Origin of the sequence: Microlunatus parietis, assembly GCF_013407955.1 — a bacterium.
GTDB classification, from domain to species: domain Bacteria; phylum Actinomycetota; class Actinomycetes; order Propionibacteriales; family Propionibacteriaceae; genus Microlunatus; species Microlunatus parietis.
Genome location: NZ_JACCBU010000001.1, coordinates 5,930,482 through 5,955,625 on the forward strand (window position 1 = coordinate 5,930,482; position 25,144 = coordinate 5,955,625).

The following is a 25,144-nucleotide window of genomic DNA, read 5'->3' on the forward strand; positions in this document are numbered from 1 at the left end:
ATGATCGCGACGAAGGAACAGACCCCGGTCAGGGAGCCGGTCCCGCAGCCACCGGTGCTGCTGGTCCGGAACCTGTACAAGACCTTCGGCGGCCGGACGGTGCTGGCCGGCTTCGAGCTGGACGTCGCGGCCGGCGAGCTGGTCGCCCTGCTCGGTGCGAACGGCAGCGGCAAGTCGACCGCGCTGCGCTGCGTCGCCGGGCTGGTGAAGCCGGACGACGGCCAGATCGAGGTACGGCGACCGGACGGCGGCGCAGGGGTCGCGATGGTGTTCCAGCAGTTCCATCTGGTCCGCCGGCGCAGCGCGCTCGCGAACGTCTGCGCGGGCGCGCTCGGCCGGCTCCCGCTGAGCCGGTCCTGGGGCGTCCGGGCCTTCCCGGCTCGGCTGAAGGAGGAGGCGATGGCCTGCCTGGACCGGGTCGGCCTGGCCGACCGGGCACACATGCCGGCCGGCCGGCTGTCCGGCGGTCAGCAGCAGCGGGTGGCGATCGCCCGGGCCCTGTGCCAGCGGTCTCCGGTGCTGCTGGCGGACGAGCCGGTGTCCGCCCTCGACCCGGCAGCGGCCGAGCAGGTGATGGCGCTGCTGCGATCGTTGGCCCACGACGACGGGATGGCGGTCGCCGCGGTCTTGCACCAGCCGGACCTCGCCGAACGTCACGCCGATCGGGTGATCGGGCTGCGCGGCGGCGTGATCACCTTCGACACGCCGGCCGACCGGCTCGACGGCGGCCAGGTCGCCGGCCTCTATCTTCCGGACGGAGCCCTGTCGTGACCACCACCGTGCTGCCGCCACGGCGGCTCCCCGAGCCGTCCCGGCTGCCCGTACCGCCGCGGCCGCATGCCACCGCGACCATGATCATCGGTGTGGTCGTCACGGCGGTCGTCGTGGCCGCGCATGTGCTGGCCTGGATCGACACTGAGGTGTCGATCGCCGCTCTCGCCCAGGGCGGCGACGGCATGATCAGATTCCTGGCCGAGGCGCTGCCGCCCGACCTCGACTGGGCGAAGGTGGTGCTGCCGGGCTTCCAGGCCTGTCTGACCACCCTCTACATCGGCCTTCTCGGCACCACGCTGTCGATCCCGTTCGCGCTGCTGCTGGCCGTGCTCGGCTCGCGGACGACGAACCGGAACCCGGTCGTCTATCAGCTGGCCCGCGGGATCATGTCGCTGCTCCGGGCGGTGCCCGACGTCGTCTTCGCGCTGATCTTCGTCACCGCGGTCGGTCTCGGCCCGTTCCCGGGCGTGCTCGCGCTGATCGTGCACAACGCCGGCGTGATGGGCAAGCTGTGGTCGGAGGCGATGGAGGAAGCCGATCAAGGTCCGGTCGAGGCCCTTCGGGTGGCCGGCGCCGGCAGCGCCCAGATCGCGCTGCACGCCGTGCTGCCGACGGTGGTGCCGCAGTGCGTGGGGTTGCTGCTGTACCGGTTCGACGTCAACGTCCGGTCCTCGCTGGTGCTGGGTCTGGTCGGCGCCGGCGGCATCGGGTTCTTGATCAACCAGTCGATCCAGCTGTTCCAGTTCGACGCCATGTTCACCTACATCCTGCAGGTGCTGGTGTTGATCATCGTGGTCGACCTGATCAGTATCGCGGTCCGCCGCCGGCTGGCGGTCTAGCCCGGGAGATCCAGCACCGCTCGGTTCTCGCTCGCCGCCACGACCCGGTCACCGACCCGCAGCCGCCACGGCCGGTCGGTGCCCCGGGCCGTGGCGGTGAGCGTCCCTTGTTCCCGGCGGACGGAGAACCGGGCCGGGCCGACCTCGAGTTCGACCTGATCACCGTCGGCGAATTCGTACGCCTGCAAGGTCAAGCCGTCGAGGTGGTCGTCGGCGGGCCGGTCCCGGCCGGCCCCCCAGGGCAGCACCGTGCCCGGCCGGACGAACAGCGGCAGCGAGTCGAACCCGTACACCTCGCTGTGCCAGCGCGGGCCGGACAGCCGCTCCCCGGTCAGCGCATGCGTCCAGGTGCCCTCGGGCAGGTAGAAGTCGGCCCGGCCGTCCGCCCGGAACACCGGCGCCACCAGCAGCCGATCACCCAGCAGGTATTGGGTCTGGACCGCGACGGCGCCGCGATCATGCGGGAACTCGAGCACCATCGGCCTCATGATCGGAATCCCCGAAGCGTGGGCCTCCTCGCCGAGCTGGGCCAGGTACGGCATCAGCGACAGCTTGAGCCGGGCGAACTTCCGGGTCACCTCGACGGCCTCCTCGTCGAACGCCCACGGCACCCGATAGGAGCTGGAGCCGTGCAGCCGGGAGTGCGAGGACAGCAGCCCGAACGCCGTCCAGCGCTTGAAGACGGCCGGATCTGGGGTGCCCTCGAAACCGCCGATGTCGTGGCTCCAGTAGCCGAACCCGGACAGCGCCAGGGAAAGTCCGCCGCGCAGGGATTCCGCCATCGAGGCGAACGTGGACTCGCAGTCGCCGCCCCAGTGCACCGGGAACTGCTGGCCGCCGGCGGTCGCCGAGCGGGCGAAGATCACCGCCTCGCCGTCGCCGCGCTCGGAGCGCAGCAACTCGAAGACGCACTCGTTGTAGAGCTGGGCGTAGTAGTTGTGCATCCGGGCCGGATCGGAGCCGTCGTGCCAGACCACGCCCTCGCTCGGGATCCGTTCGCCGAAGTCGGTCTTGAACGCGTCGACACCTTGATCAAGAAGCACCTTCAGCTTCGACGCGTACCAGTCGCGGGCGTCCGGGTTCGTGAAGTCCACCAATCCCATGCCGGCCTGCCAGAGATCCCACTGCCAGACGTCGCCCTCGGTGGTCCGGACCAGGAAGCCGAGCTCCTTGCCCTCCGCGAAGAGAGCGGAGCGCTGCGCGATGTAGGGGTTGATCCAGACCGAGATCCGGACCCCCTTCTGTTTCAGCCGCTCCAGCATGCCGGCCGGGTCCGGGAACATCGCCGGGTCCCAGATGAAGTCGCACCAGTGGAACTGGCGCATCCAGAAGCAGTCGAAATGGAAGACGCTCAGCGGCAGTTCGCGCTCCGCCATCCCGTCCAGGAACGAGCTCACGGTCCGCTCGTCGTAGTCGGTGGTGAAGGAGGTCGACAGCCACAGCCCGTACGACCACGCCGGGACCCGGGCCGGCCGGCCGGTCAGCGCCGTGTACTTGGTCAGGATCTCCTTCGGTGTCGGCCCGTAGATCACGTAGTACTGCAGCGACTGGCCCGCGACCGAGAACTGGGTCCGGGAGACCACCTCGGTGCCGACCTCGAAGCTGACCAGGTCCGGGTGCGCGACGAACACGCCGTAGCCGGCGTCGGTCAGGTAGAAGGGCACATTCTTGTACGCCTGCTCGGTGGCCGTGCCGCCGTCGGCGTTCCAGCAGTCGACGGTCTGGCCGTTCTTGATCAACGGGCCGAACCGTTCGCCGAGCCCGTACACGTGATCATCGATGCCGAGGCTCAGCTGCTCCCGGATGAAGTGACGGCCGGCGCCGTCGGTGATCGCCCCGACGCTGTTCGGCGTCGACGACGTGAGCACGGTGTCGCCGGCCAGGAAGTCGACCGTCCAGTCGCCCTCGGTGGCGATCCGGGCGGTCAGCCGGCCGGAGCTGAACATCACCGGGCCGCCGTCCGGCTGGTCGATCACCGGTGCCGGATCGGTCCTGTTGATCATGAAGTGCGGGCCGCGGTCCCGGCCGCCGGTGAAGTGCTCGATCCGGACCCCGATCACGTCCTCGGCCGGGGTGTCGAAGGTGACCGTGATCACCGGCCGGTTCAGCGAGTCGCCGCGCCGGCGGAGAGGGCTGGTCGGGGCGAAGACCGTGAGTTTCCCTTCTGCGGTTTCGATCTGGTCGACCGCGCGAGGTTTCAAGATCGACACTCCGGGGAGCGTTTGCCAATACCCGTCGGTGAACTTCATGCCATTCCCTTCCCGATCAGCGGCCTATGATGGTCGTCGTCCAGCAGTACGGAAGGAGGGTGATGGCCACCATCAACGACGTCGCCCGGGCGGCCGGGGTGTCGACGTCCACCGTCTCCTACGTGCTCAGCGGCAAGCGATCGATCTCGGCCGAGACCCGGGCCCGGGTGGAGGAGGCGATCCGCCAGCTGGACTACCGGCCGCACGCCGGCGCCCGCTCGCTGGCCTCCCGGCGGACCTGGACGCTGGCCCTGGTGGCACCGCTGCGGACCGATGTGAACGTCGGCGTGATCATGAAGTTCGTCACCGGCGTGGCGACCCGGGCCCGTGATCATGAGATGGACGTGCTGCTGCTCACCCAGGACGACCCGCGGGGTGTGGAGCGGGCGGCCACCTCGTCGATGGTCGACGCGTTGATCATGATGGACATCGAGGCCGAGGACCCGCGGATCCCCACCCTGGTGGAGTTGCACCGGCCGGCGGTGCTGATCGGGCTGCCGGACGACCCGCGCGGGCTGTCGGTGGTGGACCTGGACTTCGAGGCGGCCGGCCGGATGGCCATGCAGCACCTGCTCGACCTCGGGCACACCGAGGTCGCGTTGATCGGGCCGACCCCGACCGTGCTGGGCCGGCACACGTCGTACGCCGAGCGGCTGCTGCGCGGCTACCGGAGCTGCGCCGAGGCTGCCGGCACCGAGCCGGTCGTCGAGCCGGCCGAGGCCAGCCACGCCGGCGGCGCCGACGCGGTCGGCCGGGTGCTCCGCCGGCGGCCGGAGCTGACCGCCCTGGTCGTGCACAACGAGGCCGCGCTGCCCGGCGTCCTGACCGCGCTGGGCGAGGCGGGCCGGCCGGCCGGGAAGGCGGTCAGCGTGATTGCCCTCTGCCCGGCCGACGTCGCGGTCGGGCAGCAGCTGCCGCTGACCTCGATCGATCTTCCCGCGGTCCGGATGGGCGAGATCGCCGTCGACCTGGCGATGGCCCGGATCGAGGGGATCGAGGATCCGGAGATCCGGCTGCTGGTACCGCAGCTGACCGAGCGGGACTCCACCTTCCGGCAGCCCTAGCCCTTGCCTGAGCACGGCTCAGCCCTTGATGGCGCCGAAGATCACGCCCTTGGTGAAGTGCCGCTGGACGAACGGGTAGACGATCAAGATCGGTACCAGCGCCAACACCACCACCGCCATCTTGATCGGCAGGCCGGCGACCGTGCCGGTGACCCGGCTGTCGGAGGCGGTCGGTCCGCCCGGAAGGTTCGCGCCCTGCAACACGTAGGAACGCAGCACCAGTTGGAGCGGCCACTTCTCGTTGTCGTTGATGTAGAGCATGGCGTTGAAGAAGGCGTTGAAGTAGCCGACCCCGTAGAACAGGGCGACCACGGCGATCACCGCGCCGGACATCGGCAGCACGATCTGGCCGAGGATCCGCCATTCTCCGGCGCCGTCGATCCGGGCGGCCTCCAGGATGCCCGGCTCGATGCCCATGAAGAAGTTCCGCAGGATCAGCACGTTGAAGGCCGAAACCGCCGTCGGCAGGATCAAGGCCCAATAGGAGTTGATCAAGCCCAGGTTGCTGACCAGCAGATAGGTGGGAATCAACCCGGCGCCGAAGAACATCGTGATCAAGAAGATGAACAGGATCGGCCGGTGCCCGAGTGAGTTCGGCTTGGACAACCCGTACGCGGCCAGAATCGAGACCGTGGTGGAAAGAATCGTGCCGACGGTGGTGATGCCGACACTGACCAGGGCGGCGCGGGTGACAACGCCGCCGGACAGGATCTGGACGTACGCCTGCGCGGTCAGCTCTCCCGGGATGACGACCAGGCCGCCGGTCTCGATGGTGTGCGCCTGGGTGGAGAAGCTGGTCAGCACCACGGTGTAGAGCGGGAAGAGCACCACGAGGACGACAGCGACCAGCGCCACCGCCTTGCCGGCGGAGCCGATCCTGCTGGGCTCCTCGTCCCAGACCGGGCGCTTCCGCCGCCGGGCCGGTGCTCGTCGAGTCTGCGGGTTCACGTGCCCTGAGCCTGTCGAAGAGCCGGTCGTCGTCGGGTGGGTCAGTTCGGTGGTCATGATTTCTGGTACACCCCCGATTCGCCGAAGACGTGGGCCAGCTTGTTCGCACCCAGCACCAGCAACAAACTGATCACTCCCTTGGCCAGGCCCGCGGCGGCGGCGAAGCTCCAGTCGCCGTAGATCACGCCCTGGTAATAGACGTAGGTGTCGATCACCTCCGACACGTCGGAGCCGACCGCGTCGCGCTGCAGGATCAGTTGCTCGAAGCCGACGCTCAGCGAGTCGCCGAGGCGCAAGATCAACAGCAGGATGATCACCGGCTTCAGCGCGGGCAGCGTGATGTGCCACATGCGCCGCCAGCGGTTGGCCCCGTCGGCGGCTGCCGCCTCGTGCAACGCCGGGTCGACCGTGCTCAGTGCGGCCAGGAAGATGATGATGCCCCAGCCGGCGTCCTTCCAGACCGACTGCATGGTGATCAAGATCAGAAACGCATTCGGGTCGGTCATCAGGTCGAAGCCCTGATATCCCTGGGACCGCAACGTCTGCGCGATCAGTCCGGCGCCGCCGACGATCTGCTGGAAAATCGTCACCACCAGCACCCAGGAGAAGAAGTGCGGCAGATAGACAATGGCCTGCACCGCGGTTCTGATCCTCGGTGAGATCACGCTGTTCAGCAGCAGCGCCAGGATGATCGGGATCGGGAAGTAGAACACCAACTGGAAGGCGGTGATCGTCAAGGTGTTCTTGACCGCGTTCAGGAACAGCGGGTTGTTGAACACGCGGATGAAGTTGTCGAAGCCGATGAAGGCGCTGCGGAAGAAGCCCGTGTACGGCGAATACTGCTGAAAGGCCATGATATTGCCGAGCATCGGCACATACGCGAAGATCGCGAGAAGGACGACCGCGGGCAGGGTCATGATCAACAGCGATCGGTCCTGCCTGAGCTTGACCCGCCAGGTCCTTCGCCTACTCTTCATGGAAAGGCCTCGCCCTACTGCTTGTCCAGGATTTCCTGGTAGAACGACCGAAGCTGATCGCCGCCGGCTGCCTTCCAGGTCTTGATCGCGTCGTCCAACGCGCTGAGCGGCTTCCGGCCGCGGGCGATGTCGGACTCCAGGTCCTCGAACGGCTGGCCGATCGAGGCGTACTGGCTCGGCTCGGCGATGTTCATGCCGTAGAACAGCGGCTCCGCGGCGAGCTCGCCGGCCCGGTGCTGCCAGGTGCAGTACTCCTCGACGAACCCGGGATACTGCATGTGGAACTCGGCCACCGGCGGGTCGGCCAGGAAGACGTACGTCGGCTGCAGTTCCTTGGCCGCCAACGAGGTCGGCTCCGGAAGCCCCTGATCGCCCTTGGTGTAGTGCACGCCCTCGACGCCGTAGTTGATCAAGTGGAACTCGGTGGTCCCGAACGGGGCGGCGAGGACGTTGGCCAGCTTGAGGATCTCCTCGACCTTCGCCGGATCATCGCTCTTCTTGATGAACGAGTGCATGCTCGCCCCCGCACCCTTCCAGTACAAGGGTTTGGTCGACTCGTCGGCCGAGATCAGATCGAAGGGACGCTGCGAGTAGCTCGGGTTGCCGGCCAGATTGTCCCGCAGTGCCTCGTGCCAACCGCCGAAGCCGTCGAACATGATCAACGCCTTGCCGGCCTGGAAGCGGCTCTTGCTCTCGTCGTCCTTGCCGGCGACCGCGTCGGGATGCACCAGTCCGGCCTTGAAGACGCCGGCGACCCACTCCAGGGCTGCCCGGTACTCCTCGGTCTCCACCCGGTGGACCAGACCGTTGTCGCCGAGCTGCCATTTCGAGACGACGGAATAGGCCATCGTGGCGATGTTCCACGGATCCTCGGTCGCCCACTGGTTCCCGCCGGGATTGTTGATCTCGACCATCAGGTCGTAGAGGTCCTGGACGGTTTTCACGTCAGGCGTGATGCCCAGCTTCTCCAGCAGATCGTCCCGGTAGAAGTTCGCGTTTCCGATCGGAGTACCGGGGAACGGCACGCCGTACAGCTTGCCGTTCCAGACGCAGGTCTTCCAGGCATCGGTGGGAACGTTCGCCAGGTTCGGATATTTCGTCACCGCCTCGCCCGCCAGGTACGGCGTCAGGTCGGTGAACACGTTCTCGACGATCTCGGTACCGAACCGGGGCGGCTGGTTCCAGCTCGGCACCTGCACCCAATCCGGAACATCCTTGGGCGAGGCCAGCACCGCGGCCAGCTTGTCGCCGTACGTGTTGCCGTCCGAGATCTGGAAGTTGATCTTGCTGCCCAGGATCGCGTTCACAGCTTCGAAGTACTGGTTCCCGCTGCTCGGCGGAATGGTGCCCCACAAGGGCGTCATCGCGTTGATCGTGATCCCGGTGCCCGGCGGCTCGGGCACCGAACGGACCAGTTCGGCGGGCATCTTGGTGTATCCGGGCGGGGACCCGTTCTGGCTCGGGACATCGGGCTTGGCGTAGTCCACCGGAACGTACTTCGGCAGTACGGCAGCCGCGATCTCGCCGCCCTGCTCGACCGGTGCCGACGGGCCACCCGTGGAGCAGCCGGCCAGGGCGGACCCGGCGCCGGCGAGGCCGACGGAGGCAAGGAACGAGCGGCGATTCAGCCGACTTCCGGGCACAGTGCCTGCGGTCATGATCATCACTTCCTCGTGATCGGGATCGGGTCGAGCGCCGGCGAGCCGCCGGCATCGGCGACCGACTGTCGAAGCGCTTCGACAGCGGAAGGCTATGCGGGACGCGGAGTGTCTGGCAAGAGCCTTCATTCAATTGAGACCTGTGAGAAGATCAGGTTCGAATCGATTCGACTCTCGAGGAGTTGGCATGGTGGCCGATCCGGTGGCAGCGTTGCTCGCAGAGCTCAGCGTCGAGGAGAAGCTCGCCCTGCTGCACCAGGCCGTTCCGGCGTTGCCGCGGCACGGCTTGGCCGCCTTCCACACCGGTGCCGAGGCCGCCCATGGGGTGGCCTGGGAGGGCATCGCGACCGTGTTCCCGCAGCCGGTCGGGATGGCGGCCAGCTGGGATCCGGAATTGCTGCACCGGGTCGGGGACGTGGTGGGGACCGAGCTCCGGGCCAAGCACGCGGCTGACCCCGGTATCGGCCTGAACGCCTGGGCGCCGGTGGTGAACCCGCTCCGGCATCCGCGCTGGGGACGCAACGAGGAGGGCTTCTCCGAGGACCCGTGGCTGACCGCCGAGCTGGCCGGCGCCTATGCGGCCGGGATGCGCGGCGATCACCCGCGCCGCTGGCGGGTGGTGCCGACGGTGAAGCACTTCTGCGGCTACAACAACGAGGCCGACCGCGACGTCAGCGACTCCCAGCTGCGGCGCCGGGTGCTGCACGAGTACGAACTGCCCGCCTACCGCGGTCCGATCGCGGCCGGTGCCGTCGGTGCGGTGATGGCGTCGTACAACCTGATCAACGGCCGGCCGGCCCACGTCAGCGCCGACCTGCTGGACGAACTGCGGTCCTGGACTCCCGACTCGCTGCTGGTCGTCTCGGACGCCTTCGCGCCGGGCAATCTGGCCGACTCGCAGGCCTACTTCGATGATCATCTTCAGTCGCATGCCGCCGCCCTGCGGGCCGGGATGGACAGTTTCACCGACAACGGCCGGGATTCCGGGCCGACGCTGGAGCGGCTGCGCGGCGCGCTTGATGCCGGCCTGATCACGATCACCGACGTGGACCGGGCCGTGGAACGGGTGCTGCGGCTCCGGGAGCGGCTGGGCGAGCTCGATGATCATGATCCGTACGCGGGCATCGGGCCCGATGATCTTGATCGGCCGCAGCACCGGGAGCTGGCCCGGGAGGCGGCCGCGGCGGGGGCGGTGGTGCTGCGCAACGACGGCCTGCTGCCGCTGCCGCCGCGCGGCCGGATCGCGGTGACCGGGCCGTTCGCGCACCGGGTGCTGACCGACTGGTACTCGGGCACCCCGCCCTACACCGTCTCGCTGGCCGAGGCGCTCCGGGAAGCCGTCGGGACCGACGGCGAGGTCCGGGTCGCCGACGGCGCGGACCGGGTGACGCTGCAGCCGATCGGGCGGGACGGCCTGCTCCGCAACCGGGACGGCCGACTGGTGGCCGACGGGCTGACGTCCGAGGACGGGACTCCGGAACCGGCCGCGGTGTTCGCGATCACCGACTGGGGCCACGGCGTGATCACCTTCACCGCCGACGACGGCCGGCTCTGGACCGTGCCGAAGGGCCGCTGGGTCCGGGCCGAGGCCGAGCGGGTCGGCGGCTGGGTGGTCCAGGAGAGCTTCCGGCTGCATCGCCACGGCGACGGCACCTGGTCGATCCGTCACCTCGGCACCGGGAAATGGCTGCGGGTCGATGTCGCCGGCGGGCTGTCCGCGGAGCACCTCGACCTCGCCGACGCGACCCGCTTCCGGCTCGAGGTGATCGTCGACGGCCGGGCCGAGGTCACCGCGGCGGCGGCTTGGGCGGAGACGGTGATCGTGACCGCGGGCAACGAGCCGCACCTGCTGGGCCGGGAGACCGCCGACCGGCCCGACCTGGCCCTGCCCGAGCCGCAGTCGGCGCTGCTCCGCATCGCCCGGGCGGTGAACGAGCGGGTGCTGCTGGCGATCGTCTCCAGCTACCCGTACGCGCTGGACGGGGACGAGGCCGGCACGGCGGCCGTCGTCTGGACCTGCCATGCCGGGCAGGAACTCGGGCACGGGCTGGTCGACGTGATCACCGGCGCCGTCGAGCCGGGCGGCCGGCTGGCGCAGACCTGGCCGGCTCCGGACAACCGGCTGCCCGACCTGTTCGACTACGACATCATCAGGAGCCGCGCCACCTACTGGTACTCGGACCAGCGTCCCCTGTACGCCTTCGGGCACGGACTCGGCTACTCCCGGGTCGAGTACGGCGATCTCAAGATCAACTCCGCCGACCCGCCGGACCGCGTGTCGGTGCGGGTCGGCAACGTCGGCGACCGCCCCGCGGTCGAGGTGGTGCAGGCCTACGTCAGCGCACCGGAGCACCGGCTGCCGTTCCCGCGCCGACTGGCCGGCTGGCGGCGGGTCCGGCTCGAGCCGGGGGAGAGCCGGATCGTCGAGATCACGCTGCGGCCGGAGGCGTTCATGATCTTCGATGTCACCCGGTCGAAGTCGATCATCGAACGAGGCTCGTACGACATCGGCATCGGGGCCGCCGCCGACGACCTCCGCGGCACCGTCACCGTGCTGCTGGACGGCGAGGAGGTCGGCCCGCACGACCTGACCACTCCGGTGCCGGCGGCCGCCTTCGATCACTGCGAGCGGGCCCGGCTGGCGCCGCGGGAACCGTTGCGCGGTGAGATCGTGGCGGCGACGGACGGCATGATCAGCTTCAGGTCGGTCGACCTCGGCGACCATGATCATCTCGAGTTCCGGGTGCGCCGCTCGGGCCGTGTCGACGGCCGGGTCGAGGTGACGCTCGACGGCCGGTCGCTGGGTTCGGTCCCGGCCACCGAGACCTGGCAGACCCGGCGGCTGCCGGCGCGCGGACCCGGCGGTGAGCTCCGGCTCCGGCTGGTGCGGGCGGCGGTCGACACGATCCGGGCCGACTGAAGGCCCGAGGTCGATCGCGGTCAGCCGAGCTTGCTCAGCTCGCCGAACCGGGAGGTCGCGATCCGGACCAGGTCGGCGATCGGACGGGACCGTGAGCCGGCGGACCAGGCGATCGTGATCCGGTACGGGCTCGCGTCGACCACCGGCCGGTAGGCGATGTCGGGGCGCGGGTTGCGTTCGGCCAGCGTGGCCGGGATCAGGGCGACGGCCTGGCCGAGGCCGATCACTTCGAGCAGTTGGCTCGGATCGCTGACCCGGGGCCCGCCCGGCGGATCCTCGTTCGCGCCGCCATCGCCGTCCCGGCCGGTCCAGTACGAGCGCTCCGCCACGGACTCGTCCGGCCACCGCGGGACCGGTTCGCCGGCGAGATCGCGGCAGCGCAGAGCGGTCCGCCGGGCCAGCGGGTGGCCGGCCGGGACCGCGGCGACCCGCGGCTGACTGGTCAGCGGTTCGAAGTCGAGGCCGCCCAGCTCGAAGGGCGAACTGAGCAGGGCCAGATCCGCACGGCCCTCCCGGACCAGGTCGGCCTGCGCCCGATAGCCGCTGACCAGGAACTCCACCGGCAGGGCGCCCGGCCGGCCGGCGTAGCTGTCGGCGATCTGGCGCAGCAGTTCGGTGGGGTGCCCGGGCTTGGCGGTGACGACGACGGTCGGGCTCGGACGAGCCGCCCGGCGCGCCCGCCGGCCCAGCGAGTCCAGCACGTCCAGCGCGTGCCGGGCCTCCTCGACGAGACCGGCCCCGAAGTCGGTCAGCTGGACCTGCCGGCCGTCCCGGACGAACAGGTCGGCGCCGAGCCGCCGCTCCAGCTGGCGGATCGCCCGGGACAGCGGCGGCTGGGCCATCCCCAGCCGCTCGGCGGCGCGGGTGAAGTTCAGCTCCTCGGCCACCGCAACGAAGTAGCGCAGCTCCCGGTCACTCGGCCCGTCCATACCGGCAGGGTATGGGACAGGACCAAGCCGGTCTTTCCCAGGAACCGGCCCGGTGCGGCACCGTCGAGGGTGAACCCAGCCAAGGAGATCACCATGATCAGCAACTTCCTGACCGACGACAACCGGCAGCGGGCGGCGGACGCCGGCCTGCTCGTGCTGCGCTGCGCCGCCGGCGCCGTCTTCATCGCCCACGGCTTCGGCGACCTGAGCCAGGAGGGCGGCGTCGGCGTCAACGTGGAGAACTACCGCGGCGCCGGGATCCCGGTGCCCGAGCTCGCCGCGCCGTTCGGCGCCTTCATGCAGTTCCTCGGCGGCATCGCCCTGATCGCGGGCTTGATCACCAGACTCGCCGGGCTCGGCCTGGTCGTCGTCATGGCCGGCGCGTTGATCTTCGTCCATCCGGGGCAGCCGCTGGTGCTGGCCGAGGACGGCAGCGGGTCCGGCTTCGCGTTGATCATGGCCGCGGCGGCGCTGACGCTGGTGCTGACCGGCCCGGGCCGGCTCGCCGTTGATCATGTCCTGGGCCGCCTGATCGGTCCGCGCCGGACGGCCGAGCCCGAGCTTCAGGGCTTGGGATCGCGGGCGTCGTAGGCCAGGGACCTCCGTTGGGCGGCGAGCACGACCCCCAGCACGACGACGCACGTGAGGCCGCCGATCACGGCCGCCCAGTGCTCGCCGAACCAGTTCGCCTCGGCGCCCAGGACCAGCTCGCCGACCTTGCGGCGGTCGTCGGTGTCCACCAGTGCGCCGCCGTACAGGCCGAGCACGACCAGCGGCACCAGGGCACAGCTCCCGAGCACACCGACCGCCAGCGTCGAGCCCGTGATCGCATGCTGACCCGAAATCTATGGCACCGGTTTGCGTGCCGGACATCCAGGCTCAACCTTGCCCCGGTAGACCGATGATCATGAACGAGTACGGCAGTCAGTACCCGAGCCCCGACTACACGCTGCTCCACCTCAGCGACACCCACTTCGTCGGCGACGACGAGCGGCTCTACGGCAAGATCGACTGCGACGGGCAGCTGGAGCGGCTGCTGGATCGGGTCCGCGGGTCGGAGATCAAGCCGGACGCGATCATCCTCACCGGCGACTTGGCCGACACCGGCCGGCCCGACGCGTACCGACGGCTGCGCGCGCTGGTCGAGCCGTTCGCGGCCGAGCTGGGAGCCGAGTTGGTCTGGGTGATGGGCAACCACGACCGGCGGCCCGCCTTCCGGTCCGAGCTGCTGGACCTCGAACCGACCGAGGAACCGTACGACCGGGTGCATCAGGTCGGTGGCTTGCGGATCGTCGTGCTGGACTCGACCGTGCCCGGCGAGCACTACGGCGACCTGACCGACGACCAGCTGGTCTGGCTGCGGGACACACTGGGCCGGCCGGCGCCGGACGGCACCCTGCTCGCCCTGCACCACCCGCCGATCCCCAGCCCGGTCGCCGTCGCCGGCACCATCGAGTTGCGCGAGGAGGGCTGGCTGGCGGCGATGCTGCCGGGCACCGACGTCCGCGGCATCCTGGCCGGCCACCTGCACTACTCGACGACCAGCCTGTTCGCCGGCGTCCCGGTCTCGGTCGCCTCGGCCACGTGTTACACCCAGGATCTCGGTGTTGCCCACCCCGGGGCGCGGGGCCAGGACGGTGCGCAGGCGTACAACCTGATCCACGTGTACGGCGACCGCGTCGTGCACTCCGTGGTGCCGATCGAGGCGTACCCGACGGTGTCGGAATGGACGCCCCGGCTGGAGCAGCGGGAAGGTGTCAGCGCCTCCGTTTAATCTCAGGTCATGACCGCTCACGCCCAGGCGACCTGGCCCCGGCCCGGCGAGCCGTTCACCAAGGCGCATCTCGAACTACTGCCCGACGACGGCAGGCGCTCTGAGCTTCTCGACGGCGTGCTGATCGTGAGCCCGACACCGACCTGGCTGCATCAGCGCGCCCTGCTCAACCTCATGATGCTGCTCCACCGCGACTGCCCGCCCGAGCTCGAGGTGCTGCCCGGTCCGCTGAACATCGACATCTCCGAGGACTCCGTGCTGCGCCCGGACCTCCTGGTTGTCCGACGGGATCGGCTGGGTGAGGTTCACCTGGCTGGAATGCCGGATCTGGTCGTCGAGGTGTTGTCGCCAGAGACGCACCGGTTCGACCTCGACCTCAAGCGAGGCCGGTATGAGGACGCGGGTTGCCCGAACTATTGGGTGGTCGATCCGGACGCACCCTCGATCGTGATGTGGGACATGGTCGACGGGCGGTATCGGGAGGCCGGCCGCGCCGAAGGGGACACCGAGTTGTGCCCGACGAGTCCGTACCACGTGGTGGCCAATCCGGCCCGGCTGGTCGACTGAACGCCGCGGCGGATTGGCCGCACCGTTAGGCTGGCGGGGATAGGGATCCCTGCACACTGAGGAAGCTCGTGTTCGACACACTGCAAGACCGGCTCGCCGCGACGTTCAAGAACCTGCGCGGCAAGGGCCGGATCACCGAGGCCGACATCGACACGACCACGCGCGAGATTCGGCGGGCGCTGCTCGAGGCGGATGTCGCGCTGGCCGTGGTCAAGGACTTCATCAGCGCCATCCGGGAGCGGGCCCAGAGCGCTGAGCTGAGCGGTGCGCTGAATCCGGCCCAGCAGATCATCAAGATCGTCAACGAGGAACTGATCAACGTCCTCGGCGGCGAGACCCGGACGATCCGGTTCGCGAAGCGGCCGCCGACCGTGATCCTGCTGGCCGGCCTGCAGGGCGCCGGCAAGACCACGCTGGCCGGCAAGCTGGCGTACTGGCTGAAGGAGCAGGGCCATTCGCCGCTCCTGGTCGCCGCCGACCTGCAGCGGCCGAACGCGGTCGATCAGCTGCAGGTGGTCGGGCAGCGGGCCGGGGTGCAGGTCTTCGCTCCGGAGCCGGGTTCCGGGGTCGGCGATCCGGTCAAGGTCGCGCGCGACTCGATCGGCGAGGCGGAGCGCAAGCTCTACGACGTGGTGATCGTCGACACCGCCGGCCGGCTCGGTGTCGACACCGAACTGATGCAGCAGGCCTCGGCGATCCGGGACGCCGTCAACCCGGACGAGACCCTGTTCGTCGTCAACGCGATGATCGGCCAGGACGCGGTCAACACGGCCAACGCGTTCGCCGAAGGCGTCGGCTTCGACGGTGTCGTCCTCACCCAGCTCGACGGCGACGCCCGCGGCGGCGCGGCCCTGTCGATCGCGAAGGCCACCGGCAAGCCGATCATGTTCGCCTCCAACGGCGAGAAGGTCGGCGACTTCGACCTCTTCCACCCGGACCGGATGGCCAGCCGAATCCTCGGCATGGGCGACATGCTCACCCTGATCGAGCAGGCCGAGAAGACGTTCGACGCCGAGCAGTCGGCGAAGGCGGCGGCCAAGCTGACCAGCAAGGGCGGCGGCGAGTTCGGGCTGTCGGACTTCCTGCAGCAGATGCAGATGGTGCGCAAGATGGGCCCGCTGTCCAAGATCTTCGGCATGCTGCCGGGGATGGGCGAGATGAAGGACCAGATCGCCGGGATCGACGAGAAGGAAGTCGACCGGATCGAGGCGATCATCCACTCGATGACGCCGGCCGAGCGGGACAACCCCAAGATCATCGACGGCTCGCGCCGGGCCCGGATCGCGCGCGGTTCCGGTGTCGAGGTGTCCGCCGTGAACAGCCTGGTCACCCGGTTCTTCGAGGCCCGCAAGGTGATGTCGCAGCTGGCCAACGGTAAGGGCATGCCCGGGATGCCGGGCATGCCGGGACTGCCCGGAGCCGCGAAGCGTCCGGCGGCCAAGCAGGGCAAGAAGAACAAGCGCGGCAAGAAGGTCTCCGGCAACCCGGCCAAGCGCGCGGCCGCGGCCAAGGGACAAGATCAGCAGGCGGTCGACCCGGCCGCCGCCTTCGGTGCCGGAATGGACCAGGAGCAGCTGGAACAGGCGATCAAGGACTTCCAGCTGCCGCCCGGTCTCGGCAAGATGATCAACAACCAGGGCAAGTAGGGTCCGTGCCGGATCGGCTGCATCTCACCGGCACGCTGCTACCGTCGGACGAGACCAGCGAACTCTGGATCGTCGACGGAAAGCTCAGCGACACGCCGGTCGCCGGCGCCGTCACGATCATGACCGGCGGCTGGATCCTGCCCGGCCTGGTCGACGCGCACTGCCACGTCGGCCTGGATTCCGGCGGCGCCGTGGACTGGGCCACCGCCGAGGCGCAGGCGATCGCCGACCGGGACGCCGGGGCGCTGCTGATCCGGGATGCCGGCTCGCCGTCCGACACCCGCTGGATCGACGACCGGGACGATCTGCCCAAGATCATCCGGGCCGGCCGGCACCTGGCCCGGCCGAAGCGCTATCTGCGCGACTTCGCCGAGGAGATCGAGCCGGCCGAGTTGATCACCGCGGTGGAGCGGCAGGCGGCGGCCGGCGACGGCTGGGTCAAGCTGGTCGGCGACTGGATCGACCGCGACCTCGGTGATCTTGCTCCGCTGTGGCCGGTCGAGGTCGCGACGGCGGCGATCGCCCGGGCCCACGAACTCGGTGTCCGGGTCACCGCGCACGTGTTCGGCGAGCAGGCCACGCATGAGTTGATCATCGCCGGGGTGGACGGCATCGAGCACGGCACCGGCCTGACCACCGAGGGCATCGCGATCATGGCCGAGCGGCAGATCGCGCTGGTGCCGACGATGATCCAGGTCGGCCTGTTCGAACGGTTCGCGGCGCAGGGGGAGCCGAAGTTCCCCGCGTACGCGAAGCATATGCGGGCCCTGCAGGCCGGGCATCGCGGGATCCTGGCCGACGCCCGGGACGCCGGAGTGCCGATCTATGCCGGTACCGACGCCGGCGGCTACCAGCCGCACGGACTGATCGGGACCGAGATCGCCCGGATGGCCGACGTGATCGGTGCACCGGCGGCTCTGGCCGCGGGTTCCTGGGCGGCACGGCGCTGGCTCGGCCGGCCCGACCGGCCGGTGCCGGGGGAGCGGGCCGAACTCGTCTGCTACCCGGCCGATCCGCGGGCCGACCCGTCCGTCCTGACCGGTCCGCGCCACGTGGTGCTCGGTCGTACCCACCGCTTCCTCCCGGGGGCAGGTCGTTGACCGGTCACCGCCCGCGCCCCGGCCGCCGCGGGGCCGCGACCAGGATCCTGCTGGCGCTGCTGCTGACCTGCGGTCTGCTCTCCGTACCCGCGGCTGCCCGGGCCGAGGAGGTCGTGGAGACGCCGATCCGGATCGCCGGCACCCCGGAGCCGGCGAGCGAGCCGGCCGGGACCGACGGCGGGCCGGTCGAGCTGGACGCCTCCGTGTTCACGACTCGGCCGGGCGAGGCGCAGCCGGCGGTCGTACTCAGCCATGGGTTCAACGGCAGCAAGGGCGACAGCGCGGAGACGGCCCGGCGGCTCGCTGCGGCCGGCTACACCGTGATCACCTACACGGCCCGCGGCTTCGGCTCCTCCGGCGGCCTGATCCACCTTGATCATCCGGACTTCGAGGTGGCCGACCTGACCAAGATCATCGACTACGCGGCGACGCTGCCGGAGGTCCAGCGCACCGGCGACAACGACCCGGTGATCGGTCTGGCCGGGGTCTCGTACGGCGGAGCGGTGACCCTGTTCGGCGGCGCCGATCCGCGGGTGGACGCGATCGCGCCCGCGTTCACCTGGAACAGCCTGCCGCACGCCCTGTTCCCGCAGTACGCCAGCGACGGCACCCAGGAAGCGCCCGCGCAGGTCGAGTCGATCGACACGGCCGGCGTGTTCAAGGCCCGTTGGGCGTCGCTGTTCTTCCTCGACACCAGCCGACCCGACGACCCGAACGTGCCGGCCGACCGGTCCCTGTGCGGCCGGTTCTCGCTCGACCTGTGCCGGGCCTATCTGGAGACCGCCCAGACCGGCCGGCCGAACGCCAGACTGGTGGAGCTGCTCGGCCAGTCGAGTCCGCAGTCCGTGCTGGGCCGGATCAGCGCGCCGACCATGATCATCGCCGGCGAGCAGGACACGTTGTTCCCGCTCGATCACGCCGACGCCAACCTGCGTGGACTGCCGGCCGGGACGCCGGCCCGGATGGTCTGGGTGGACGGCGGGCACGACGGCACCATCGCGCTCGATCCGATGACCGCGGAACTGGAGTCCTGGTTCGGCCGCCATCTGAAGGGGGAGCAGACCGACCCGGGTCCGGCGTTCGCCGTGGACATCCCGACCGGCCGGGCCAACGGTGCCGACCGGCCGACGGACCGGCTCACCGGTGCCGCCTATCCCGGCCGCGGCGCGCCGGCGATGGTGACCGGCTCGCTGAGCCTCGACGGCGACGCGCAGCGGATGATCGCGCCGCCCGGCGGGGTGCCGGCGGCGCTGACCAGCCTGCCCGGCCTCGGCCCGCAGATCGCCTCGTTGACCGGCACCGAGGCGTACCGGATCGGGGTGTTGCCCGGGCAGTCGGTCACCTTCACCAGCGAATCGCTGGACGAACCGCTCACCGTGGTCGGCAGCGCGCGAGCACGGATCCGGCTCACGCCGTCGACCACGTCGGCGACCCTGTTCGCCTCGATCTGGGACCTCGGCCCGGACAGTACGAGTTCGGGGGCGCCGGCGCCCTCCAGCGCGGTCCTGCCCGGGTTGGCCGTCGCACCGATCCGGCTGGAGGGACTCAAGCCGGGCGTGCCGACCGACGTCATGATCAACCTGCCGCCGATCGCGCACCGCTACCCGGTCAACCACCGGGCCCAGCTGGTGATCTCCAGCACCGATCAGGCCTACGCACTGCCCGACGAGGCGGCCGACTACGAGCTGGAACTGCTGGACCGGTCACTGGTGCTGCCGACACTGACGCCGGTCGAGGTGGAGCCGGAGCAGCGGTTCTCGGTGCCGGCCTGGCTGCCGATCACGGTCGGGGTGCTCGCCCTGGCGGCCCTGGCGGCGATCGGGATCGGCCGGCTCCGCGGCTTCCTGCAGGCCCGCGCCGACGTCGAACGGGCCGAACTGCGGGACACGCCCCTCGCCGTCGACGGCCTGACCAAGAGCTACCGAGACCGGCTGACCAAGGAGCGGGTGCTGGCGGTTCACGACGTCTCGTTCACCGCGGAGCCGGGCCAGGTGGTCGGGCTGCTCGGGCCGAACGGCGCCGGCAAGACCACCACGATCCGGATGCTGATGGGACTGATCCGGCCCGACGCCGGCCGCGCGTACGTCCACGGCCGCACGGTCCGCCCCGGCGCGCCGGTGCTGCGCTCGGTCGGCGCCCTGGTGGAGGGCCCGGGCTTCCTGCCGCACCTGTCCGGCGAGGAGAACCTGCGGGCCTACTGGGCCGCCACCGGCCGCCCGGAGCAGGAGGCGAAGTTCGACGAGGTGCTCCGGATCGCCGACCTCGGCACCGCCGCCCAGCGACGGGTACGCGGCTACAGCCATGGCATGCGGCAGCGCCTCGGCATCGCCCAGGCGATGCTCGGCCTGCCCCAGGTGTTGATCTTGGACGAGCCGGTGAACGGCCTCGACCCGCCGCAGATCAAGGCGATGCGCGCCGTCCTCGCCGACTACGCCGCCGCCGGCCGGACCGTCCTGCTGTCCAGCCACCTGCTCGGCGAGGTCGAACTGACCTGCAGCCACGTGGTCATGATGAACCGAGGCCGAGTCGTCCTCGCCGGCTCCGTCGTGGAACTCACCGAACGCCACGACCGCCCCCTGGAAGAAGTCTTCCTCCGCCTGATCACCCCCTGACCATCCGCCGACCAGTCACAAAAGCAGGCATTCTGGCGGCGTGTCGCTGCGTTAGTGACCTGTCGGTGTCGGGTGGCTGGGTGGCGAACGCTCGTACGGGTTCGGCGGGCGGGGCACCGGGTGACCTCGTGGTGCTGTGCGACGACACTAGGCCAGCGAATTCCGCCGGACCGATCGGTCGAGCATCCGGGTCCGGCTCGACGCCTCCGCGACCGAAGCGGATGCCAGCAGCATCGCGGAGCGGCAAGGCGAGACTCCGTGGATGAACTGAGCGGACGCCTTGACCGGGTTTTGAGCCGTTCGGCCGGTCAAGCGGTCCACTCGGCGGCGTACCCGCGGCGATCGTCGCCCGATCCCTCGACACGTGCGGGTAAGAACCCCACGACTGCCGGGGAAAGGGTGGTGCGGCGGGATGCTCGGTGCGAGGCGACTCCGCCGAGTTGGGCCGCAATCTCGCCGAGGGGCGAGAGATGAACCCGATCTGCTCAGGATCTGCGTCGCACCGCATCCGACCTCATCGAGCGGACCCAAAGGGCAGTCCCTGGGCACGTTTGGCTGCCCTCAGCGTCCGCTCGCTGTCGACACGAGCGAGTCGGCAGCGCGGTGAGCGCGATGAGCGCGGCCTGCGGCCGGGTTCGGCCCCGCCCGCCGTCACGTTCCCGCTGGAATGCGACCTGGTCGACGCTGTGGTGAGGTTCGGCCGCGGGTAGTGGCTGTTGCGGAAGGTTGCGGCCGGTTCGGCACCTCGGCCGGACCGGCGGCGCGGAGCCGCGAAGCTCGGAGTGGGGGGGTCCGGTCTGGAGCGACCCGCCGGGCTCTCCGGGGAGACGCCCAGGACGTCGATATCTCGGCACCTACTGCCCCGCTCTCCGGCGCCGGCCCACCCCTGAGGTCGTGGGTGAATCTCCGCCGTGACTGGAGCCTGTTGCGGATTCGGTACCGTCGGGCGACGCCGCGAAAGATCTTGTTGGTGCGTTGACGTCGTCGAGGGGACGCCCTGACCGCCGAGTCCGCCCGCGCTCAGCGAAGGGGGAGTGGCGCGGATCGCCTCGTGCCGTTGCGCAACGGGTCAGTGGCACCGGTCCGCTCATGGCGTCCACCTCACGACCCGACCGCTGTGGATTTCCGCCGCGACTGACCGGCTGAAATTCACTCCGATCGTGCGCCTTGAGCAGGGCAGGGACCCGCAAGATCTTCGGCGATGCTTCTACGGACCGAATTCTGCAGCACCCTCACTGGCCGGGCGGGAACTCACTACCCGACCGCGGCCGCCCGACGCTCGACCCAGCACTCCCGCGCCAGCCAGGAAGTCGCCGGCCGACATCGACGGCTGAACGCGGAGGGACGAGAATGCGACTGCGCTCGCGGTCAGGGCCTGGACTATCGCGCTGCTCGTTGGCGAGCTAGCGGTCGCACCCTCGATGCGGCGATGGCGGCATCGCCGGTCCAAGCCACCCGCCGTCGCGTTACGTGGCGACTGCCGATTGCGGCGCCGGAGAAGCGTGAGCGAAGTGGTCCGCTGCTCCGGTCGGCGGGCGCGGGTCCGGTCCGTGGCCGCTGGTGCGTTCCGTGACGGTTGCTCCGGGCGACGACGGTTGCTCACTTCCGCGACGGCTGCTCCAGTCCTCGACCGTGGAACCAGGCTCGGATGCGCACAATGGTCGCGGAGGGAGGCCAGGGGGTCAGCCTGCCGACAGGTCAATATTGCAGCGACACGCCGCCCAAAACGCCTGCCGTTGTGCCTGGTCGGCGGGTGGGGTGGTGGGGGCGTAACAGATCATTTACGTGGCCCACCCTTGCTATTTGCAATCGGTTGCAATAGCGTGCTGGACGAGACCTGGCGAGGCTCGCGACAGGATTTCAATCACCGAAATCTCTGTGTTGACAGTCGAATCTCGCCGGGGGAAACTCGGGGCCACCACCCCGCGCGGCGAGCGGGTGGAACCCGGGGCAGCGATGCCAGGGGTAGACGCTCAGGGAAGAGGGAGGTGGCATGAGCTCGCAGAGGGCCGACGCCGCAATCGGCGCCGGAAACGAGCCGACCAACGCCGAGCTGCAAGCTCGCGACACGGTCGACGCCGGCCGCGGCAAACCCAAGGGTCGGAAGGCGGGGACGCCGCCGGACCGGCAACTCTCCCTGTTCACCCGGTTCTGGCGCGACAAGTCCTTGTTGCTGCTGGCGGTGCCGGGGGTTGTGCTGGTGGTGCTGTTCCATTACATCCCGTTGCTGGGCAATGTGATCGCGTTCAAGGACTACCAGCCGTATCTGGGGATCTGGGAGGCCCCGTGGGTGGGCTTGGAGAACTTCGAGATCATCTTCAACGGTGATCCGTACTTTCTGAACGCGTTGAAGAACACGTTGATCATCTCGCTGGTCCAGATCGTGTTCGTGTTCCCGGTGCCGATTGCGTTGGCGTTGCTGTTGAACTCGTTGCTGGGCGAGAAGATCAAGCGGGTCGTGCAGTCGATCTTGTATCTGCCGCACTTCATGTCGTGGGTGATCGTGGTCGCGATCTTCCAGCACATGCTGGGCAATGCGGGTCTCTACAACACGTGGGCCCGGCAGAACGATTTCTTCACGATGAACATCATCGGTGAACCGAGCCTGTTCATTCCGTTGATCACCTCGCAGATCATCTGGAAGGACGCCGGGTGGGGCACGATCATCTTCCTGGCGGCGATCTCGCGGGTCGATCTTGACTTGTACGAGGCGGTCGCGGTGGACGGCGGCGGGCGGTTACGGCAGTTGTGGCATGTCACGTTGCCGGCGATCCGTGGCGTGATCATCCTGTTGCTGATCTTGCGGCTCGGTGACGCGCTGACGGTCGGGTTCGAGCAGATCTTCCTGCAGCAGGGGCCGGTCGGGCTGGAGGCCTCCGAAGTCCTCGACACCTACGTCTACAACCGGGGCATCGTGGGCGGCAACTGGGGTGCGTCGGCCGCGGTCGGGTTGGTGAAGGGCCTGGTCGGCACAGCGTTGGTGCTGGGGGCGAACAAGGTGGCCCATATCTTCGGTGAACGCGGCGTCTACTCGACGAAGGACTGAATCATGGCTACGACAACCACGTCCTCGCCGCGGAAGCGGCGCAAGCCGGTCACCATCCCGGGCATGTCGCAGAGCGACCGGCTGCGGGCGATCAACGGCGCGAAGCCGCCCAGCATCCCGATCCGGATGCTGAAGGGGGTCGTGCTGCTGATCGCGTCGCTGTTGGTGATCATGCCGTTCGTCGCGGTGATCTCGACCAGCCTGGCCGACCAGGAGCAGATCAACGCCGCCGGCGGTTACGTGCTGTTCCCGACCAACCCGACGTTCGCCGCCTATGAGGCGATCTTTAGGGGCGGGGTGGTGACCCGGGCGACGATCGTGTCGATCCTGATCACGGTGGTCGGCTCGGCGCTCTCGGTCACGGTGGTCACGATGCTCGCGTACGCCCTGTCGCGGCCCGGGACGTTCGCGCACCGGCCGATCCTGCTGATGGTGCTGTTCACCATGCTGTTCTCCGCCGGCATGATCCCGAACTATCTGCTGGTGAAGCAGCTGGGCCTGATCGATTCGTACTGGGCGTTGATCCTGCCCACGATGGTGTCGGGCTTCCAGGTGATCTTGATGCGCGGGTTCTTCCTTGAGGTGCCGAAGGAGATCATCGAGGCCGCGAGGATCGACGGTGCCGGCGAGTTCCGGATCCTGACCACGATCATGGTCCCGCTGTCCAAGGCGGCGCTGGCGGTGATCGCGCTGTTCAACGCGGTGTCGTACTGGAACGCGTTCTTCAACGCGGTGCTCTACATCAACTCGACCGAGAAATGGCCGCTGCAGCTGGTCCTGCGCACCTATGTGGTGGACAACTCCTCGATCGGGGTCGACCTGCCGGGCGACTACATCCCGCCGCAGCAGTCCCTGCAGATGGCGATCCTCGTGGTCAGCCTGGTCCCGATCTGCCTGGTCTACCCGTTCCTGCAGAAACACTTCGCCAAGGGCGTGATCATCGGAGCCGTCAAGGGCTGATCAGTCCGCAATGCAAAGGGGAGAACCTTCTTGTCCGAACAGGTAAGAGTCGGCATCATCGGCCTCGGCCGAAGCGGTTGGAACATCCACGCCGCCGGCCTCCGGGACCTGACCGACCAGTTCCGGGTAGTCGCCGTCGCCGACCCGCTCCCGGAGCGCCAGCAGGAGGCGGCGAACGACTTCGGGGCGACCACGTACGCCGAGCCGGAGCAGTTGATCGCCGACGAGCAGGTCGAGCTCGTCGTCGTGGCCACGCCGTCGTTCACCCACGTGCCGCTCGCCCTGGCCGCGCTCGGGGCGGGCAAGCATGTGGTGATCGAGAAGCCGATGGCGCAGTCGGTCGAAGAGGTCGACCAGCTCACCGCCGCGGCCGAGCAGGCCGGCCGGATGGTCACCTGCTTCCAGAACAACCGGTTCGAGCCCTCGTTCCTCAAGATCAGGGAGATCATCGACTCCGGCCGGATCGGCGAGGTGGTGTTGGTACGCCGGGCGATCCACCGGTTCGCCCGCCGGGCCGACTGGCAGACCCTGCGTGCGAAGGGCGGCGGCGAGCTGCCGAACACCGTGTCGCACTTCCTTGATCAACTTCTGCTGCTGGTCGGGGACAGCCCGGTGTCGGTGTTCGCGGACCTGCGCCGGACCGTGTCGGCCGGCGACGCCGAGGACCACGTCAAGCTGGTGCTGCGGCCGGAGAAGGGCCCGCTGGTCGAGGTCGAGTCCAGCGCCGCGATCGCGTACCCGCAGGACCACTGGCTGATCGCCGGGACGGCGGGAGGCATCACCGGCTCGATGTCGGAACTCAAGGTCCGCTGGTTCGACCCGGCCGCGCTGCCCGAACTCGAGGCGGACCCGGACACCCCCGAAGGCCGCAAGTACGGCTACACCGAGACGATCGACTGGCAGGAGGAGACGATCGAGGTGCCGCCGCCGGCGCAGCGTACCCAGAACTACTACCGGACGATTTACGCCACCTTGCGGGAGGGTGCCGACCTGTTCGTCACGCCCGCCAGCGTGCGCCGCCAGATCGGCGTGATCGCCGAGGCCCGCAATCAGACCGGCTTCCTCTGACCTCCAGCCAACC

The 25,144-nt window shown here is 69.4% G+C and carries 19 protein-coding genes; 13 read left to right on the forward strand and 6 right to left on the reverse strand.

Going from position 1 to position 25,144, the window contains the following annotated elements; all coding sequences use genetic code 11:
• Together BKA15_RS28590 and phnE are read left to right on the forward strand one after the other, a co-directional pair.
• The gene (locus BKA15_RS28590; RefSeq protein ID WP_179756755.1) at positions 1-771 is read left to right on the forward strand and encodes a phosphonate ABC transporter ATP-binding protein; all 771 of its coding nucleotides are present in this window, start codon (positions 1-3) and stop codon (positions 769-771) included.
• Positions 768-1,613: a phosphonate ABC transporter, permease protein PhnE gene (gene phnE / locus BKA15_RS28595; RefSeq protein ID WP_312879471.1), complete on the forward strand. Its 846-nt coding sequence runs from the start codon at positions 768-770 to the stop codon at positions 1,611-1,613. Before BKA15_RS28590 ends, phnE begins: the two co-directional genes overlap by 4 nt.
• On the opposite strand, the gene yicI is transcribed toward phnE, so the two are convergent.
• Entirely contained in the window at positions 1,610-3,862 is a 2,253-nt protein-coding gene (gene yicI / locus BKA15_RS28600) for an alpha-xylosidase (RefSeq protein ID WP_179756757.1), read from the reverse strand. The two genes, phnE and yicI, sit on opposite strands and share 4 nt — an antisense overlap.
• 62 nt (positions 3,863-3,924) lie before the next feature.
• On the opposite strand from yicI, the gene BKA15_RS28605 reads away from it, so the two are divergent.
• Positions 3,925-4,926 (forward strand): LacI family DNA-binding transcriptional regulator, encoded by a 1,002-nt coding sequence (locus tag BKA15_RS28605; protein WP_179756760.1) that lies wholly within the window; start codon positions 3,925-3,927, stop codon positions 4,924-4,926.
• Between the two features lie 18 nt (positions 4,927-4,944).
• Here BKA15_RS28605 and BKA15_RS28610 read toward each other — a convergent pair whose 3' ends face one another.
• The 3 genes from BKA15_RS28610 to BKA15_RS28620 are packed head-to-tail and all read right to left on the reverse strand — an operon-like array spanning position 4,945 to position 8,509.
• Positions 4,945-5,931 (reverse strand): carbohydrate ABC transporter permease, encoded by a 987-nt coding sequence (locus tag BKA15_RS28610; protein ID WP_179756762.1) that lies wholly within the window; start codon positions 5,929-5,931, stop codon positions 4,945-4,947.
• On the reverse strand, positions 5,928-6,851 hold the full coding sequence (locus BKA15_RS28615) for an ABC transporter permease (protein ID WP_179756764.1): 924 nt from the start codon (positions 6,849-6,851) through the stop codon (positions 5,928-5,930). Before BKA15_RS28615 ends, BKA15_RS28610 begins: the two co-directional genes overlap by 4 nt.
• 14 nt (positions 6,852-6,865) lie before the next feature.
• Positions 6,866-8,509 (reverse strand): substrate-binding domain-containing protein, encoded by a 1,644-nt coding sequence (locus BKA15_RS28620; protein WP_179756766.1) that lies wholly within the window; start codon positions 8,507-8,509, stop codon positions 6,866-6,868.
• A 187-nt stretch (positions 8,510-8,696) separates the two neighbouring features.
• Here BKA15_RS28620 and BKA15_RS28625 point away from each other — a divergent pair, with 187 nt between their 5' ends.
• Positions 8,697-11,429 carry a beta-glucosidase family protein gene (locus BKA15_RS28625; RefSeq protein WP_179756768.1) on the forward strand — a complete coding sequence of 911 codons (2,733 nt, stop codon included), beginning with the start codon at positions 8,697-8,699 and terminating at the stop codon, positions 11,427-11,429.
• Between the two features lie 20 nt (positions 11,430-11,449).
• On the opposite strand, the gene BKA15_RS28630 is transcribed toward BKA15_RS28625, so the two are convergent.
• Positions 11,450-12,358 (reverse strand): LysR family transcriptional regulator, encoded by a 909-nt coding sequence (locus BKA15_RS28630; protein WP_179756770.1) that lies wholly within the window; start codon positions 12,356-12,358, stop codon positions 11,450-11,452.
• A 93-nt stretch (positions 12,359-12,451) separates the two neighbouring features.
• Here BKA15_RS28630 and BKA15_RS28635 point away from each other — a divergent pair, with 93 nt between their 5' ends.
• Positions 12,452-12,949, forward strand: coding sequence for a DoxX family protein (locus BKA15_RS28635; protein ID WP_179756772.1), 498 nt, complete (start codon positions 12,452-12,454; stop codon positions 12,947-12,949).
• On the opposite strand, the gene BKA15_RS28640 is transcribed toward BKA15_RS28635, so the two are convergent.
• Positions 12,922-13,137 (reverse strand): hypothetical protein, encoded by a 216-nt coding sequence (locus BKA15_RS28640; RefSeq protein ID WP_179756774.1) that lies wholly within the window; start codon positions 13,135-13,137, stop codon positions 12,922-12,924. The genes BKA15_RS28635 and BKA15_RS28640 overlap by 28 nt on opposite strands.
• A gap of 122 nt (positions 13,138-13,259) precedes the next feature.
• Here BKA15_RS28640 and BKA15_RS28645 point away from each other — a divergent pair, with 122 nt between their 5' ends.
• The 8 genes from BKA15_RS28645 to BKA15_RS28680 all read left to right on the forward strand — a co-directional run bounded on the left by BKA15_RS28645 (position 13,260) and on the right by BKA15_RS28680 (position 25,131).
• Complete coding sequence (locus BKA15_RS28645; protein ID WP_281385323.1) at positions 13,260-14,132, forward strand: phosphodiesterase; 873 nt, start codon at positions 13,260-13,262, stop codon at positions 14,130-14,132.
• Between the two features lie 9 nt (positions 14,133-14,141).
• Positions 14,142-14,699 (forward strand): Uma2 family endonuclease, encoded by a 558-nt coding sequence (locus BKA15_RS28650; RefSeq protein WP_179756776.1) that lies wholly within the window; start codon positions 14,142-14,144, stop codon positions 14,697-14,699.
• Between the two features lie 68 nt (positions 14,700-14,767).
• Entirely contained in the window at positions 14,768-16,345 is a 1,578-nt protein-coding gene (gene ffh / locus BKA15_RS28655; protein ID WP_179756778.1) for a signal recognition particle protein, read from the forward strand.
• 5 nt (positions 16,346-16,350) lie between these two features.
• A complete protein-coding gene (locus BKA15_RS28660; RefSeq protein ID WP_179756780.1) occupies positions 16,351-17,445 on the forward strand; it encodes an amidohydrolase family protein in 1,095 nt (364 codons plus the stop codon).
• On the forward strand, positions 17,442-20,057 hold the full coding sequence (locus tag BKA15_RS28665; RefSeq protein WP_179756782.1) for an alpha/beta fold hydrolase: 2,616 nt from the start codon (positions 17,442-17,444) through the stop codon (positions 20,055-20,057). Before BKA15_RS28660 ends, BKA15_RS28665 begins: the two co-directional genes overlap by 4 nt.
• Positions 20,058-22,050: 1,993 nt before the next feature.
• A complete protein-coding gene (locus BKA15_RS28670; protein WP_179756784.1) occupies positions 22,051-23,103 on the forward strand; it encodes an ABC transporter permease in 1,053 nt (350 codons plus the stop codon).
• A 3-nt stretch (positions 23,104-23,106) separates the two neighbouring features.
• A complete protein-coding gene (locus tag BKA15_RS28675; protein ID WP_246322443.1) occupies positions 23,107-24,063 on the forward strand; it encodes a carbohydrate ABC transporter permease in 957 nt (318 codons plus the stop codon).
• Between the two features lie 30 nt (positions 24,064-24,093).
• Positions 24,094-25,131 (forward strand): Gfo/Idh/MocA family protein, encoded by a 1,038-nt coding sequence (locus BKA15_RS28680; protein ID WP_179756786.1) that lies wholly within the window; start codon positions 24,094-24,096, stop codon positions 25,129-25,131.
• Positions 25,132-25,144 lie beyond the last annotated feature (13 nt).